At 44.5% G+C, this 15565-nt stretch carries 16 protein-coding genes and 1 pseudogene; 4 read left to right on the forward strand and 13 right to left on the reverse strand.

Annotation, left to right across the window (positions count from 1 at the left end):
* Window positions 1–49: 49 nt before the first annotated feature.
* From IEY34_RS05610 to IEY34_RS05660, 11 genes are all read right to left on the reverse strand, one after another.
* Complete coding sequence (locus tag IEY34_RS05610) at window positions 50–778, reverse strand: MgtC/SapB family protein (protein WP_189008845.1); 729 nt, start codon at window positions 776–778, stop codon at window positions 50–52.
* Window positions 779–980: 202 nt separating this feature from the next.
* Window positions 981–2000 carry a LacI family DNA-binding transcriptional regulator gene (locus tag IEY34_RS05615; protein WP_189008848.1) on the reverse strand — a complete coding sequence of 340 codons (1020 nt, stop codon included), beginning with the start codon at window positions 1998–2000 and terminating at the stop codon, window positions 981–983.
* Between the two features lie 34 nt (window positions 2001–2034).
* Window positions 2035–2922, reverse strand: coding sequence for a PHP domain-containing protein (locus IEY34_RS05620; protein ID WP_189008851.1), 888 nt, complete (start codon window positions 2920–2922; stop codon window positions 2035–2037).
* Window positions 2923–2945: 23 nt separating this feature from the next.
* Window positions 2946–3857 carry a carbohydrate ABC transporter permease gene (locus tag IEY34_RS05625; protein ID WP_229757488.1) on the reverse strand — a complete coding sequence of 304 codons (912 nt, stop codon included), beginning with the start codon at window positions 3855–3857 and terminating at the stop codon, window positions 2946–2948.
* Window positions 3858–3928: 71 nt separating this feature from the next.
* Entirely contained in the window at window positions 3929–5665 is a 1737-nt protein-coding gene (locus tag IEY34_RS05630) for an extracellular solute-binding protein (protein WP_189008857.1), read from the reverse strand.
* Window positions 5666–5744: 79 nt separating this feature from the next.
* On the reverse strand, window positions 5745–6674 hold the full coding sequence (locus tag IEY34_RS05635) for an ABC transporter permease (protein WP_373291173.1): 930 nt from the start codon (window positions 6672–6674) through the stop codon (window positions 5745–5747).
* Window positions 6675–6891: 217 nt separating this feature from the next.
* Entirely contained in the window at window positions 6892–7680 is a 789-nt protein-coding gene (locus IEY34_RS05640) for a sugar phosphate isomerase/epimerase family protein (RefSeq protein WP_229757489.1), read from the reverse strand.
* Window positions 7644–8585, reverse strand: coding sequence for an aldo/keto reductase (locus tag IEY34_RS05645; protein ID WP_189008863.1), 942 nt, complete (start codon window positions 8583–8585; stop codon window positions 7644–7646). Before IEY34_RS05645 ends, IEY34_RS05640 begins: the two co-directional genes overlap by 37 nt.
* Before the next feature lie 31 nt (window positions 8586–8616).
* Window positions 8617–9573, reverse strand: a complete 957-nt coding sequence (locus IEY34_RS05650) for a carbohydrate kinase family protein (RefSeq protein ID WP_229757490.1) — start codon at window positions 9571–9573, stop codon at window positions 8617–8619.
* A gap of 345 nt (window positions 9574–9918) precedes the next feature.
* Window positions 9919–10131, reverse strand: coding sequence for a helix-turn-helix domain-containing protein (locus IEY34_RS05655; RefSeq protein ID WP_189008869.1), 213 nt, complete (start codon window positions 10129–10131; stop codon window positions 9919–9921).
* A gap of 197 nt (window positions 10132–10328) precedes the next feature.
* Window positions 10329–11177: a helix-turn-helix transcriptional regulator gene (locus tag IEY34_RS05660; protein ID WP_189008872.1), complete on the reverse strand. Its 849-nt coding sequence runs from the start codon at window positions 11175–11177 to the stop codon at window positions 10329–10331.
* A 118-nt stretch (window positions 11178–11295) separates the two neighbouring features.
* Here IEY34_RS05660 and fabF point away from each other — a divergent pair, with 118 nt between their 5' ends.
* Both fabF and IEY34_RS05670 read left to right on the forward strand, forming a co-directional pair.
* Window positions 11296–12531 (forward strand): beta-ketoacyl-ACP synthase II, encoded by a 1236-nt coding sequence (fabF, locus tag IEY34_RS05665; protein ID WP_189008875.1) that lies wholly within the window; start codon window positions 11296–11298, stop codon window positions 12529–12531.
* A gap of 103 nt (window positions 12532–12634) precedes the next feature.
* The gene (locus tag IEY34_RS05670) at window positions 12635–13024 is read left to right on the forward strand and encodes a helix-turn-helix domain-containing protein (RefSeq protein ID WP_189008878.1); all 390 of its coding nucleotides are present in this window, start codon (window positions 12635–12637) and stop codon (window positions 13022–13024) included.
* Window positions 13025–13273: 249 nt separating this feature from the next.
* Here IEY34_RS05670 and IEY34_RS05675 read toward each other — a convergent pair whose 3' ends face one another.
* Complete coding sequence (locus IEY34_RS05675) at window positions 13274–13576, reverse strand: Dabb family protein (protein ID WP_229757491.1); 303 nt, start codon at window positions 13574–13576, stop codon at window positions 13274–13276.
* A 192-nt stretch (window positions 13577–13768) separates the two neighbouring features.
* Here IEY34_RS05675 and IEY34_RS05680 point away from each other — a divergent pair, with 192 nt between their 5' ends.
* Together IEY34_RS05680 and IEY34_RS05685 are read left to right on the forward strand one after the other, a co-directional pair.
* Window positions 13769–14104: a PadR family transcriptional regulator gene (locus IEY34_RS05680; RefSeq protein WP_189008884.1), complete on the forward strand. Its 336-nt coding sequence runs from the start codon at window positions 13769–13771 to the stop codon at window positions 14102–14104.
* Entirely contained in the window at window positions 14101–14745 is a 645-nt protein-coding gene (locus tag IEY34_RS05685) for a permease prefix domain 1-containing protein (RefSeq protein WP_189008887.1), read from the forward strand. Before IEY34_RS05680 ends, IEY34_RS05685 begins: the two co-directional genes overlap by 4 nt.
* Window positions 14746–15458: 713 nt before the next feature.
* Here the strand turns inward: IEY34_RS05685 and IEY34_RS38095 are convergent.
* Window positions 15459–15565 (reverse strand): annotated as a pseudogene (locus IEY34_RS38095) (hypothetical protein); the annotation flags it as partial.

Raw genomic sequence — 15565 nt, forward strand, 5'->3', positions numbered from 1 at the left:
ACAACTATTTTACAGTAAGACTCTCTAGCTAGCTGCTTGATTCTCGCAATTACGTAGCCGGCACCGTTTCCAAACCGCGAACACCTTCAAGTGACGCTAGATACATAAGTGCTTGCTCAAAGCGTATCGATTGTTTAATTTTAATTTGCATACGGATCTTCACCAGATGATGCCGTTCATCGATAGACATCGTTTCCCCCGTCTCGATAACAATTTTATGAATACGAATCCCGTAACCATTCATTTGATCGATAATATAATGAAGCTTAGCCGTTTCCTGTTGGATATTCAATATGATTTCACGACTTATTTTCGTTTTTGAAAATATGGCTTCGAGCTTGTTCAAGAAAAACAAGCAAATGACCACAAGTGCGGTACCGATGGCTGCCCCAAAATAAAACCCTGCTCCCACTGACAAACCAATTGCAGCAACTACCCAAAGCGAAGCGGCTGTTGTCAGTCCCGACACAGAAAAACCGGTTCGCATAATGGTGCCGGCACCTAGGAAGCCGATGCCGCTGATGACTTGAGCGGCAAGACGCGCTGGATCGAGTCTGACATTAGGCTCACTTGCAAATTCGGCGAAACCGTATATAGATAGGAGAACGATCATGGCAGATCCTAAACATACGAGAATATGGGTACGAAACCCTGCCGAATGCCCCCCCATCTCCCGTTCAAAACCAATGAGCCCCCCAAGTAACAGAGCCATCATCAAACGGAATGCTAATTCCATATGATTGATCTGCCATACAGCAGGATTCGATACAATTGCCATTCTAGGTTCATCCCTTCATTTGCGAAACTCCCGTCATCCAATCGCTTCCATGGCAAATGGCCCACTCTGGTATCGATATCATAATGAGGCAACTACGCTCGAACACAATGACCATAGCCATCATTTCCGAGAATATCGCTGGCTGCTGCTAGCATCACAAGCTTGGTTGAATAGATTGAATATACAGCCGCGGACAACAACGCTATGCCTCTTTCTTATTTACCTTACAGCTGTCCCTTACAACAAGCTTGTGCCCTAGTATCAAATCTTCTTCGGGGCTTCCTTCTTGATCCTCAATCAACTGGATCAGTGTTTCGACTGTCAGCTTTCCCATTTCATGAATGGGCTGTTCCATGGAGGTTAATCTCGGACGAACTAGTTCCGTCAACTGACTGCCGTCGAATCCGATGATGGATATATCGTCAGGTACTTTCAACTGATGATCATGCACGCAATTCATAGCTCCGACAGCCATATCATCACTGACTGCAAATACAGCGGTCGGTCGGGGCTCGCAGGCCAATATTTCCTTCATCAAATCATAGCCTTTTTGCATCTTATAGTCGCCAAACTTTATATAGTCATAAATGATTTTAACATGATTGTTCGTGAGCGCATTTCGGTAGCCCACATAACGGTTTTGACCTGAGGTAATATCCCTCATGTCGCCTCCAATAAAAGCGATTCGCTCATGCCCCAGCTCTATTAAATAATTAGTGGCATCATAAGCAGCTTGATAGTCATCTATAATGAGAGAAATGAATTTTTGATCTATAGGCTTAACGCTTGAAAATATGACGGGCACTTCCAGTTTATTAAGCAAACTGCGTATTTCATCGCTTAATTTTTCATGCATAATAATGATTCCGTCTACACGCATTTGCTTAAATACATTCAAATATTTAAGTTCTTTATCGATATCCTCAATAATGTTGCAGACTAGAAGATTATAATCATTCAAGCTCGCCGTTTCTTCAATGCTGCTTAATATGGTGGAATAGAAACTCGACGTAAGATCGGGAACAATAACGCCAATGAGGTCCGTTTTCTTTCGAACCAAGCTTCTTGCAATATGACTTGGCGCATAGCCTAGCTCGTCAATTGCATGTTTTACTTTGAGCTTTAGCTCGTCTTTGACGTATTTTTCTCCATTTAGCACTCTAGAAACAGTCGTCACGGAGACTCCCGCTTTTTTGGCTACATCTTTAATCTTTGGCGCCATGATTTTTCATCCTTCCTGCTGGCAACATTCTCCTCTAGGCTTCCACAAAAAGCGGCTGAGAGAAGGCACCGAAACCACCCTCTAAATAAACAGCCATGCGGATATATCCTTCATCTCCTGTGCAAGTATACTTCACCTGCTTAATTTTTCCTGTTTCTTCATGCAGTATTCTGCCTTCTTTACCGAACAACGTCACATATTTATACATATTATCATATAATGGGCTCGATCGCAGATCAAAGGTGATTTGATCTTCTTCAACACGCACCGCGTCAATTCCATACCCTGTAGAAACATAGAAGCTGCCTTCCCTAATGGCCGAAAGAATAGATGCATTCGTATTGTCTGCCGCAAGCACCATGTTCCAAGCCCGCTTCTCTTGTCCGTATACATGGGAATCGTCATTGCCAAAACCCCACACTTTGCGGCCTGAAGACAATAGGAAATCCCATTTATCGAAGGCAATATCGTACTCCGGATTTCCATCGCCGTTCACGACCTCAATACCATTGAAACGTTTCATGCTAAGTATATCTTCATGACGCCAATAATGCGAGAAAAATCGATTCGGATGGGCAAGTATGGACAGACCGTTATTTTCGATACATAGATCTGAGAGACGCTGATAATTACTTATTGTAAATTCATTGGAATAGCCTTCCATCAAGGATGCTGGAGGATTTACCAAGAGCATATGTGTTTGGGAACTGCTAACTTCAATCGCTTCGAAAACGGTTGGAATCGTACGCTCTCCCTCGTGCGGAGTAATGAGATCATGATCAGAAATTCCTAGAAAGTCATAATCATGATACATGCGGTACACGGTTGAAAGGGGATGATGACCATCGCTGTTAGTCGTGTGATTATGAAAGCTGCCTCTTAACCAAATCCCCTGCTTGTTGTATGGATTACTAATTTTCATTACATGCATCTCCTTAGAAACATTTATTCTTTGACAGATCCGATCATAGCACCTTTGGCAAAATACTTTTGAATAAATGGATAGACGATAATAATTGGTGTCACGACCACAATAATTGTCGCCATTTTCAAGGAATCCCCGGTGAGTTGCACCTGCTGAAGCATTATCATCTGATCAGAGCCAGCCGTCTGCATAAGGGATTCTCGGATGGCATCCTGCTTGGTCAGCATCTCCTGAAGCAAAGTAGATAATGGCCTCAAAGCAGCCGTTCTAATATAAAAAGTGCCAGTAAACCAGTCATTCCAGTGGCTCACAGCTGTAAATAACGAAATTGTTGCTAGAACAGGTTTGCTAAGCGGCAGCACAATGCGCCATAAAATACCGAAATCACTACAGCCGTCAAGCTTCGCCGATTCCTCTAAGCTGATGCTCAATTGCTGGAAAAACGTCCGCATAATGATTAGATTCCAAGCACTGTAAAGCACCGGAACGACATACACCCAAATCGTATTGGTTAAATGTAAATTTTTGAGCAGTATATAGTAAGGAATAATACCGCCAGAGAATAACATTGTGAAGAAAATCATCAAAGTAAAAAAACGTACGCCAGGCAAGGTCTTGCTCTTAAGGGCATAAGCCGCCATTGCGGATAATAAGACTCCTGCTATGGTCCCAAGAAAAGTGCGGAATATGGATATGGCAAAAGCTCTGCCAATATTAGCCGATTTAAACACTTCACTGTAATTTTCAAATGTCCAGACCCTTGGCCAGAAATAAATGCCGCCTCTCTCCGCATCTTTACCCGCATTAAAGGAAAGCGCAAGTATATTCAAAAAGGGTAATAGGATGGATAAGCACAAAAGTACAATGAGTGCATAATTTATGAACTTAAATAGCTTTTCACCTATAGAGAGCTTGTAAAATTCATGTCCCACGTTCATCTCTCCCCATGCTGAGAAATGTGCCCCCAGGTTGGGGGCACCGGATTTCTCAACTCATCGTCATGTTAATTATTATTTATGAGAATGACTTTCGTTTTTGGATCGCTGTCTTTTTTCTGCAGCAATGCTTCGTAATCATCCAACCCGGCTGCCTGCAGTTGTTTTTTTGCAGCTTCAAGAATCTTCTGCACCTCATCTGGACTTTTGGCATAGATTGCGCGAATGATGCTTTCATTATAGTTGGTTAAGGCTGTTTTCAATTCCGTCCCTTTGGCGAACTCGTTCAGGAAGGCACGCGGACGGTAACCGTCATTCACAATGGCATTTTTCCTTTTCTCGTCAAATCCCCAATATTCAGCAATTTTCAAAGGTGCGGATACCCCATTAGGCGTCGCAGAATCACCAAACTGCATCTCACCGAAATCACCCAATCTGTTGATATCTGTACCACCCAGATAAGCCCCCCAGCCATTGCCTACACCATCAAACCCAAGTTCTTTTGCGGCTTTGGGATCTTTCTTCTTAAGATCAAGCACTTCTTGTTTGACCAATGGATTGCCTTTGGCATCCAGCGTATAGTCTCTTCCTTCCAAACCGTACTGCCAGAGCAGCTTACCTTCACGGCTAGCCAAGAAATCGGCGAATTTAACAATTTCATCTGGGTTTTTCGTTGTTTTCGGAATCGCCCAAGCATTGTAACCGCTCTTATAATCGACTTGCATACGATACGGACCATCCACAGAATCAATAGGACCAAGCGGCAAATAACTCATATCTTTATCGAAATCCAGATAATTGTTCATCGAACCAATAATACCGAATGAATGGTTAATTGCTCCTTCTGTTGCTCTGTTTTCCTGCATGGCGTAATAGTCAGGTGCCATTAATTTTTCTTTCAACAGCTTTTGCACAAGCTGGATGCGTTGCATTGGATAATCTGTTTTGCTTTCATGAACAATTTTACCACTCTTATCTTTGGCAAAACCTTGGTCTAGCTCGCCCCAAGTCAGATTGTCAAAGAGAGGTCCATTCTCTCTGTTGCTGCTTCCAAAATATCGTGGACCAATGGGGATAATATCTTTGCCGTTATTATCCTTAAAGTTGCCAGCTTTGATTTTTTGAGCCAGTTCGTAGACTTGATCTGTTGTATGTATGGTTTTCGGGTCAATTTTCAGTGCATCTGCGATGTCTTTGCGAATATATGAGGCTTGAATGAACTTCTGTTCCTTATAGCCGCCTTCTCTGGCAATATTCATATGAACAAAATAACTAGAACCATTAAATTCCGGACGAAACATGATTGCATTCTTTGTATCCGTAGGTAAAAATTTGTCCTGCATATATTTGCTGTACACTTTGGTGTTTTTTATTAAAGGAGTTAGGTCTGTGAACATATCCTGCTTTGCAGCTTTCAAAATGACTGGCATCTCCTGCCGCGCGCTATTATTCAAATAGAAGGCTATAAAGTCAGGCAAATCGTTGGACGCAAGCCCGGCTATCAAGCCATCGATTGCATGATCCGAGTTAACGCTATCCATTTGCAGCGTAATTCCCGTCATCTCTTTCAGCTTTTTGGCAATTTCGGGATTAATGTCTTTAGATACATCATCACTATCGATAAATAGGAGCCCTTTGATGGTTCTGTCGGCTATCCACGTTGCAGGCTTTCCACTTTTGCTCGCAGCTGACGATGCTTTCGCATTATCGCCTTCGCCGCCTATTGACTTGGAACTCTCACAACCGGCAAGAAGTAAAGTTGCTGCTAAAGGAACTAATAACCATTTGACCCTTCTTTTATGCATTCTCGTTTCCTCTTCTCACTTTAATTTTATGAAAGACACCCTAAAGTGTAAATCAACGTTACATATCGTTTTGAAAACGCTACCATACTGATTCATCAGTAAGCTTCTTGGAAGCTTTATTGGCGCCAATGACCAGAAATAATCCAATGAGACCCTGCATCAAACCAACAGCAGTTGCATAACCATATTGACCATCTTTAAGCCCTACGCGAATAATATAAGTATCAAGAATATCTGCCAGTTGCATATTCCCTGGTGTTCTCATCAGATAAATCTGATCAAACCCTGCATTCAGAACGCTGCCCAGCGATAAAATAAAGAGAATGGATATCGTCATCCTTATGCCAGGCAAAGTAACATGCCATATTTCATGCCATTTGTTAGCGCCATCAATTCTAGACGCTTCGTATAACTCCATATTAATGCCAGCCATTGCGGCCAAATAAATGATAGAATCCCATCCGATGCTTTTCCAGACATGACTTCCGAACATGAGTGGATAAAAGTAATTGCTTTCCATCATGAAGAAAGTGCTCCCGTCCCCTCCGAAATATCGAATTGCCTCGTTTAGCAGTCCTGAATCCGGAGCGAGCATCCGCTGCATGAGACCTACGACGATAACCCAAGAAAGAAAATGTGGGAGATAGGATATGCTTTGTGTAATACCTCTAAATCTCCGATTTCTGACCTCGTTAAACATCAGCGAGAGTAGAATTGGAAAGGGCAGTCCTATGAAAAGCTTGATGCTGCTGATAGCCAATGTATTTTTAATGAGTTGTGCGCTTTGATAGTCGTTAAAAAAAGCTTTGAAATAAGAGAATCCTACCCAAGGACTTCCGATTATCCCTTTATTAAACTGATAATCCTTGAAAGCAAGCATTAGCCCTCCCATCGGAATATACGAAAAAATAACAAAAAATGCGATACATGGGAAGAGCATGAGATACAGCTGCTTGTGCTTCAGTATTCTTTTCCCCAGAAAAGAATGGCTCTTTTTCTTCTCATTCATAATTCCAGCTTGCGAAAGATCTGTTTCCATCTCATCCCATCTTCCTTTTAGTATTCTGTATGGTATCGATACCAATTTGAAACGTGCCTTCAATTTTATTGAATCACAAACGTCTTCCAAGATTTTATGATATCGATACCATGTAGGATTAATATTAGTATAAGCCCGTCAGTTTCATTTGACAATACCAACATTTCAAATGTTCTGTAAAGCGAATTTAACCTATAGCTTCTTCTAACGCCAGCAAATTGGATAAACTTAAAGCAAGGCTATCCATCGGATTCCCTGGGCAGTAATCTTGTTCTACGGCAAACCATTCCACGCCATTATGCAATCCCCATTTCAAAATTGGCGCAAAATCAATCAACCCGGTCCCCACTTCAGCGAAATATTTCCGACCGTCCACCGTCATATCCTTCAAGTGCAGGATCGGCATCCGGAAAGGGTACTTTTGAATAAAAGACAGCGGATCTTGATCAGCTTTTTTTACCCAATAAGTATCAATTTCCGGATAAATAGTTGGGTCGTCCAGCACATACTCCAGCGCAAACTTTCCTTCTATGAAGGTTTGAAATTCAAAGTCGTGATTATGATATCCCACTCGGAATCCCCTCCCGCTTACTTTTGCAGCAACTTCGTGCAAAACTCTGCGAACGCTTGCATAACCCTCAGGATTCATTAATTCATCCGGCAGCGAGTGACAAATAAAATCTCTCGTATTGAATAAGCGTGCTTCCTCCAGCACTGCATCTAAATCAGTTTGCATTCGATTTAAGCCAACATGCATGCCAGCCGTCTGCAACCCGAGTTCTTTCATCACGGCTGCAATGTCTGCCGCAGCATATCCGTGCAAGCCATCAATTTGTACAGCCTCCCATCCCATTGTTTTCAATTCTCTCAGGACAGTTGGAAAATCCTTCTTTACTTCGTTTCTTAATGTGTATAGTTGAGCCGCTAACTTATGTTTGATCATTGTGCAAATTCCTCCTTCTTTAAATCCAGCCATTCAATCTCGTTAGGAGTTAAGAGAAGATTCATAGATTGCATAGAAATTTGAAGCTCTTCAGGATTCCGTGGTCCAATAATCGCGCAAGTCGGGAAAGCTTGATGAAGAACATACGATAAGGCAATTTGGATCGGCGTTACTCGCTTTTCTTCTGCAAGAATCACCGCGCGGCGATACCTCTCCCAGTTGTTCTCGCTGTAGTAAACACGCACCATCTCTTCCTCAGAACGGTTATCCGGCGAGAAATTCCCTGAGAAAAACCCGCCCGCCTGTGAAGACCAAGCCAAGAGTGGAAGTTGCTTGGATGCATGCCACAGGCAAGTTTCCTCGTCTGCTGATACACAGCCCTCCCATCTTGGTTCATTCGCTTTAGCAAGACTTAGGTTGGGACTGTTAAATGCAAACCCAATAAGGTTATGGGAAGCCGCATACTCATTAGCTTCCTGAACGCGATGGAATGCCCAGTTCGAAGCACCGATGGCACGAATCCGTTTGGCACGTATATGTTCATTCAACTCTTCCATAATAGGTCCAACGGCAACGCTCGGATCATCCCGATGCAAAGCATATAGATCTACATAATCAGTTCCAAGCCTCTCCAGACTCTCCGTCAAATCCTTGCGGATTGCTTGCGGGTTTACACGCGGACCTGGACTGCCATCATCATGATGTGCGCCTTTCGTCAGAATAACGACCTGATCTCGTAAATTCTTCTCCGCGAGCCATTGACCGAGAATTATTTCTTTATTTCGATATTGATGGGCAGTATCAAACGTATTGCCGCCTGCTGCAATATAGGCATCCAGCATAGTTAACTCGGGCTCTTCCAGCTTTCTTAAATCTCCAGTACCCATAATTAAACGAGAAATTTCTTTGCCGACTCCGTGAATATGCAAATACTTCATATCGACTTCCTCCGTCTCTTTCCATCATCTGTTAAATGGCTTCCAATTGATCTTTCTTTTGTTTGGCAAATTGAAGGAAGAATGCCTCAAGCTTGCTCAGATCCGGTGTGCCTGTGCTCCCGCCGTAAGCGCCGACAGAAAGCGCTCCACAAGCATTTCCGTACCTTAAACATGTTTCTACATCTTGACCAGACAAATAACCAAATAAATAGCCGGCATTGAATGAGTCCCCTGCGCCAGTCGTATCAATGGTTTCAACCGGATAGGCAGCGTGGAGCGTCTGTACGCTTTCCTTCATCGTCACGGCTCCTTGAGGTCCGAGCTTTACGACAATATGACTGCAGCAGTCGCTCATAAAACGCAAGCTTTCGTCGATCGTATCAAAGCCTGTATAATGAAGCGCTTCTGTTTCATTCATTAGAAACACATCGAAATGCTTCATCAATTCGAACACTCCCTTAAACCACTCACCAGAATCATCCCAGCCCAAATCGCAAGAAAGGGTGATCCCCATTTTCTTAAGTGTTTTGGCAACACTCATAAATTCTTCATGATTTTGTCTTCCTCGATACCCGGTGATGTGCACATGTTTACCCTGAGCTAGCTCTGATAAATTCAACTGGCCTATTTGGAGCTCTAAATTTGAACCTGCATAAGTAATAAATGAGCGGTCCGTTTCCGGATTGATCGCTATCGTGATTCCTGTCTGAGTGGTTTTACTTGTTTGAATCAAGCTGGTATCGATATCATATTGAGTAAACTTTTCTAAAATAAAACGGCCATAGTCATCATCTCCCAATACGCCGTTAAATGCTACACGTAGCCCGAGCTTAGCGAGTGAGATGGCGAACAAAGCAGCCCCGCCACCAATATGCTTTGTCATATTAGTAACAAAAGTCTCTTGTCCGGGTTGAGGAAATTGATTTAGCCCCGCTACAACAAGATCTATGTTGGCGTCACCAATGACAACAGCATCAAATTTTTTCAATACATTCTCCCTCTTCCGATCTAAAATAAAAATAGTTGATACCATGGAATCGTTTCCATAATAGCCGGTACATAAAAGTAAAAAATGAATAGAACCGTCAAACTTTTAACTTTATTATGGTATCGATACCATATTAGGGCGAATTGGAAACTAATCACTATAATTGATTATACAAGAGCATATTTACTTGTCAATCTGTTTTTTTCCCTTCCATCGAATGTTCAAGCGAGAACCAGGGATACCCCCTTAGAGTATCGTAATAAGCACAGCCGTTTTTAGCTCCAAGATACTGAGCTGCTCCAATAGGAAAAACCTAGCCTGGGCTAGGTTCTCTTCCCTATTTAATTAAAGCAACTCTATTCGAAAAACTTCTTCTAAATCTTTCTCCAATAAATCACTTAATTTCTTGGCTGTGGCAGGTCCTACTGATTTAATTGATCTTTCCAGTAAGCTGATATAAGCATGGCTTAATCCCGAATGCTTCGCCAACTCTCTCTGGGAATACCCCTTTATAATTCGCGCTTTAATGAATGCATCGGTTTTAGCCATTATTTTCATGTCCCATTGCCCCCTTATGGAAGTTAATGAGTGTTTACAATAGTAAACACTCCCTAACGAACACTATTTCCCGGATCTGATGATGATGATGAAACCCTCCCCGTTCCCATCTTGTTCTCCTAGAAATATTATACCATTATTTTTTACAAATGCAACAAGATTTGTTTACATTTGTAATCATAAGTTCGAGCTCGGAATTAATTGGCTTCTTCCAGTTTGCTCATCAACAGTCTGATTTTGGAATCCGTATCTGAATCCTGCGCTGGGGTATAGACGCTGCATCTCAAATCTGTCCGCCCCTGAACCTGAAGCGTCGTCAAATCGAACAGCATTTTGCCTACTTTGGCATGTCGAAATTCAATGAAAACATCCGGTGCCGTGCTGACATCGCTTTGATCCCAGAAGGTGCGAAAGTCCTTGTTCTGCTCACTGATTTTCTCAATAAATTCGCTGTACCAGTTGTCAGCCACATATTGCCCGTAATAGGAGCGGAACATCGCCAGAAACCCCTTGACGAAATCACTCCAATTTACCGCCAAAGCTTTCAACTCCTTACGTGTAAAAAGCAGCCAAATCATATTTCGCTGCTCAGGGGGAATCCTAGAAAAATCAAGAAATATAGCAGCAGCCGCTTGATTCCAACCTACAATATTACACCTTCGATCCGAGATAATTGTGGGGCAATCGTGCAGCTCCGATAGAATGCGAGTCAATGCTGGGCTAATCGTCGGGCTTTTATCGATAAATGTAGTCGGCGCTGGCTGCTCAAGCGCTAACATGAACAAGTACTGCCGCTCATCTTCATTAAGCTGCAAAGCCATTGCGATACGATCCAGGACCTGAACCGACATTTTGATTTCTCTTCCTTGCTCCAGCCATGTATACCAAGTCGTGCTGACGCCCGCTATCGTAGCGACTTCTTCGCGCCGGAGTCCCGGCGTACGCCTGCGGCTGCCGCTTAATAAGCCAGCTTCACTTGGTTGAATTCTCGCCCGATGAACCTTCAGAAATTCAGACAATGCTTGAAGCCGTTCTTTGGTGTTCATAACTTTGGCCTCCTTGAAACTTGCAACCTAGAAGTTATTATACCAGTATAAACAGTTACTTGTAATAGGATAACAAGTGTGACAATCTAATAGCATTACACGTAAGGAGGAACATGAAATGAAAAGAGTAGTGGTAACAGGCATGGGGGTCATCACACCGATCGGAAATGACGTCGATACATTCTGGGGTCATCTGTCCGAAGGGAAATCAGGAATTACTACAATTGATCATATGGATATTTCAGCATATAAAACGGACTTTGCTGGGGTTGTGCGAGATTTCGATGCAGAAGCTGCCGTCGGGCGGCGTGAGGTGCGCCGCATGGATCGCTACTGCCAATTCGCCGTTGCCGCAGCCAAGCAAGCCATCGAGGATGCGCAGCTGGTGATTGATGCGACCAATGAGGAGCGAGTCGGTGTCTACATCGGCTCTGGCATTGGCGGAATCCATACGATTCTCGACAATTATCGTACTTTGCTGAACCGCGGACCTAGCCGTGTCAGCCCGACTGTGGTGCCGATGATGATTGCCAACATGGCAGCGGCCCAGGTTAGCATTCTCTTCGGGGCGAAAGGCCCGTCCCTCGCCCCGGTCACAGCCTGCGCCACGGGCAACAATGCCATCGGCGAGGCTATGAAGCTGATCCAGCGCGGAGGCGCGGATGTCGTCATTGCCGGCGGCGCCGAAGCGACGGTCATCGACCTCGCGCTGGCAGGCTTCGGCAATGCGACGGCGCTGTCGACGCGCTGTGAGGCGCCGGAGCAGGCGAGCCGTCCGTTCGACGCGCAGCGCGACGGATTCGTCGCCGCCGAAGGCGCCGGCGTGCTCGTGATCGAGTCGCTCGAGCATGCCGAGCGCCGCGGGGCCCGCATCCATGCCGAGCTCGTCGGCTATGGATCAACCTCGGACGCCTACCACATCGTGGCGACCGATCCAGAGGGCTCGGGGGCCTACCGAGCCATGCGCGACGCTGTTGCCGACGCTGGGATTGCGGCCGAGGAAATTGACACGATCAACGCGCACGCGACAAGCACGATCGCAGGTGATCTTTCGGAGACGCTGGCGATTAAGCGTCTGCTTGGCCAAGCCGCCTACAACGTGCCGATCAGCGCCAATAAATCGATGATCGGGCACATGCTTGGTGCCGCTGGCGGTGTTGAAGCCGTTGCACTTATCAAGACGCTGCAAGACAGCCTGATCCCGCCAACCATCAATCTCGAGAACCCGGATCCCCAATGTGATCTGGATTATGTCCCTCTCATTGCGCGAAAAGTCGAGCTGCGCTTCGGCTTGTCCAGTTCATTCGGATTCGGCGGGCACAATGCCGTACTTATTTTCAAAAAATACGAATAACCCTTTCCAATTAATTTCGCATAAACAATTGTAATTACTAAAGTAAACTGTTACTATTAGATTGTTTACTAATGTTTACTTTTGTTTGTGAGGGTGAGAATTCATGTATTTTTACGATAAATTAAGAGATATGCGGAAATTGAAAGGCTTCACCATTCGCGAATTGGCTGATCGTTCGGGCGTTTCTGCGGCCTATATTTCTCAACTAGAGAATGGCAATCGCGGGATTCCCTCACCGGAAGTGTTAATGAAGCTTTCCGAAGGGCTCAATACCTCGTATTCCGAGCTTATGGATATCGCAGGTTATCTGGAATCCTCGCCATCCGTAGAAAATTTCCAAAGCAACCCCGTTAATTTACGTCGATTTCTCCGTGAAAATGAGCTCATGTTCGATGGCTTTCTTCTTACGCCTGAAGACAAAGAATGGGTCGAGCGGATGCTGACCGTCCTTTTCTGGAAGGAACGCCAAGCCGAGAAAAATGATTCGCAATAAAGTAGGCGTTGTTTGGGCACTGTAGACAGCCTCCCCAATAAGAGTCCCTATGGACTCTTATTCGACCACGCAGATGACCTTGACGGTTAACCGCAAACGCAAAAAGATTGCCTGCTTCCCAGCCATTCTGGCTAGGTGCTGGCAATCTTTTTGTGTTGTGACGAAGCCTCATAGAGCTTCCTCCACACCGTAACGCTGTTTTTCAACCTTAACGCCACTATCCCCGCCGCTCAGAAGCCCTTTCCCAACTTACTTAATTGGATAGTCAATCACAATCACATTATCAACCAGCCCAGCCAACGATTGGACAAACTGCTGATGAGCAGGATGCGGTCCATACTGCTGGAGCGCTTCTTGATTCTCAAACGTCACTCGAAGCCCCAGTGTGTAGCCCTGGATATTGTCGACTTCTTCTGTCACATTAACGCCAGCAGTAATTTCGACGATACCGGGGATAAGGTTTTTAAAAGATAACAGGGTTTCAATGAGTGCCTGCTCTTTTTCTGCATCCAATTTTTGCTTGAATTTAAAAGAAACCAAATGATCATACATAGGCACATGCTCCTCTTCGATTATTTTTAGACATCCAGACGTCGATCTCTTCTTACTCATTGCTGGGGTTATTACTGACTGAGTCCCCTTCTATTTTAGCATACTTTATTTGCCATATTAAAAGCCGATCGCTATACTTATACATAGATATACGATGCATAGATAATCTATACCCAAAGAAAGGAGCCTGGGATGAAAATCAGCAAGGAGCTTATGAAGGGCAGCACGGTCATTCTAATTCTTACGCTTTTGAATCGCAAGGATATGTATGGTTACGAAATGACCAAGGAGATGGAAGCGAATTCGGATGGTATTTTTACCTTGAAGGAAGGGACGCTTTACCCTATTCTGCACACCCTTGAATCCGACAAATTGGTGGAAGCTTACTGGGACGAGAAGGATGGCCGCAAACGCAAATATTACCGAATTACCCCCAGCGGCAAGGCCGAACTCGGCCTCAAAAAACAGGAATGGCTGCTGTTTCGCAGCACGGTAGATCGTGTTCTCGGGGAAGGTGGCAGCGTATGAAGCTATATCGACAACATGAAGAAATCCGCGAATTTATGAAACAGGTCATCTCCCATATTCAAGCCAAGGAAGTTCATCATGAAGTGCGTATGGAGCTAGAGAGTCATCTCGAAGATATCATCACGGAGAAAATGGAGCGAGGCGTTGAGCTTACGGCTGCCATTCAAGAAGCAATTAGTCAAATGGGTGCTCCCGATATTATCGGCGCGCAATTTCATCAGGTCCATCGACCTCGGACGGATTGGAAGCTGCTTGCTTTAATAGCTGCTTTCATGATGTTTGGGCTTGTCGCCATTTTTGCTGCCCAAGCTTCCAGTGGTTTTTCTGCAATCGGCATCAAGCAAGTTGTTTTTGTCTGTGTTGGTGGTCTCCTCATGCTCGCGATAAGCTTTGGCAATTATACGAAACTCGCCAAATATTCCTGGACTTTGTACTTCGTTACCTTGTTCATGCTTGTATTTGCTATCGTTGCCGGCACAAAAATAAATGGTTCAAGTGGTTATTTATCATTCGGAAGGGTTGGAATCAACTTCATTTCACTCACTCCTTACCTGTTTCTGCTATCGCTGGCTGGGACCTCGTCATTTTCCAATTTGCAGCGATTGGCTCAGTTCTTAGCGTGTATAGGCGGAAGGATATGATTCCCTCTTATGCAAAAATAAGAAAAGCGGCTTTGCCGCCCCGAGAGATGAGCATCTTCATAACGGTTTTCAGCAATATAGCGGATCCAAGTTCTCTTTGGGCTTTGAAATGACAGAGATCGTCGTGTGAAAAGGAACTATGATCCGTTAAATGGCGGGAACTGGGGTAAACGTAGCATGAAAGGGAACTGAGATCCGCTATTTAAGCGGAACCTGCTGATTCCAACCGGGAAATGGTGCAATAGCGGATCGTAGTTCCCTTTGGCGTGGAATATGGCGGTTTTCGGTATTATAGCGGACTGTAGTTCCCTCTGGATCCTTATTGTGACACATTTTCCTACAATCGCGGCTTGACCTTCCCTTATCTCCGCGCGATTGCAAAGCTAGAGGATCTCATTCTGCCAAATAGCTTGTTTATATCTCCAACCAGCAGCAATTCGAACAAATAAGTACGTTCACAGCTACCTTGTTCTCATCGCATCGCATCTCGTCTCATTAATCATCATCATCGCTTCTCGTCTCTCTCATCTCATCTCATCTCATCTCATCCTCATCATCATCATCATCATCATCTCATCTGATCGCATCGAACCCCTCCATCGTGATGGGGCCGCCTACAACCCAAGCCTGGAGACTGGCGTCAATCTCCAACATTTAAATTCTGGACAAGCTTCACTCACCCCTACCCCAAAAACATGTCTCTTAGACCTTCGTCGATGGTTGACTTGACATACGTCCTCAGACAAGACACGGCTCCACTCTTCCGTTCCTCCGCATGAACACGTCGTGCAGAAACGCCCCTTGCACCGAAAAGAGCACC

The sequence above is a fragment of the Paenibacillus marchantiophytorum genome (assembly GCF_014640555.1).
GTDB classification, from domain to species: domain Bacteria; phylum Bacillota; class Bacilli; order Paenibacillales; family NBRC-103111; genus Paenibacillus_E; species Paenibacillus_E marchantiophytorum.

Coding starts and splice junctions, on each gene's coding strand:
- IEY34_RS05675 (WP_229757491.1), bottom strand. CDS start 13,576: ATGTATGATCATTTGGTTTCTTTTAAATTCAAGCAAAAATTGGATGCA.
- IEY34_RS05615 (WP_189008848.1), bottom strand. CDS start 2,000: ATGGCGCCAAAGATTAAAGATGTAGCCAAAAAAGCGGGAGTCTCCGTG.
- IEY34_RS05685 (WP_189008887.1), top strand. CDS start 14,101: ATGAAGCTATATCGACAACATGAAGAAATCCGCGAATTTATGAAACAG.
- IEY34_RS05610 (WP_189008845.1), bottom strand. CDS start 778: ATGGCAATTGTATCGAATCCTGCTGTATGGCAGATCAATCATATGGAA.
- fabF (WP_189008875.1), top strand. CDS start 11,296: ATGAAAAGAGTAGTGGTAACAGGCATGGGGGTCATCACACCGATCGGA.
- IEY34_RS05670 (WP_189008878.1), top strand. CDS start 12,635: ATGTATTTTTACGATAAATTAAGAGATATGCGGAAATTGAAAGGCTTC.
- IEY34_RS05620 (WP_189008851.1), bottom strand. CDS start 2,922: ATGAAAATTAGTAATCCATACAACAAGCAGGGGATTTGGTTAAGAGGC.
- IEY34_RS05630 (WP_189008857.1), bottom strand. CDS start 5,665: ATGCATAAAAGAAGGGTCAAATGGTTATTAGTTCCTTTAGCAGCAACT.
- IEY34_RS05645 (WP_189008863.1), bottom strand. CDS start 8,585: ATGAAGTATTTGCATATTCACGGAGTCGGCAAAGAAATTTCTCGTTTA.
- IEY34_RS05655 (WP_189008869.1), bottom strand. CDS start 10,131: ATGAAAATAATGGCTAAAACCGATGCATTCATTAAAGCGCGAATTATA.
- IEY34_RS05635 (WP_373291173.1), bottom strand. CDS start 6,674: ATGAATGAGAAGAAAAAGAGCCATTCTTTTCTGGGGAAAAGAATACTG.
- IEY34_RS05680 (WP_189008884.1), top strand. CDS start 13,769: ATGAAAATCAGCAAGGAGCTTATGAAGGGCAGCACGGTCATTCTAATT.
- IEY34_RS05660 (WP_189008872.1), bottom strand. CDS start 11,177: ATGAACACCAAAGAACGGCTTCAAGCATTGTCTGAATTTCTGAAGGTT.
- IEY34_RS05640 (WP_229757489.1), bottom strand. CDS start 7,680: ATGGCTGGATTTAAAGAAGGAGGAATTTGCACAATGATCAAACATAAG.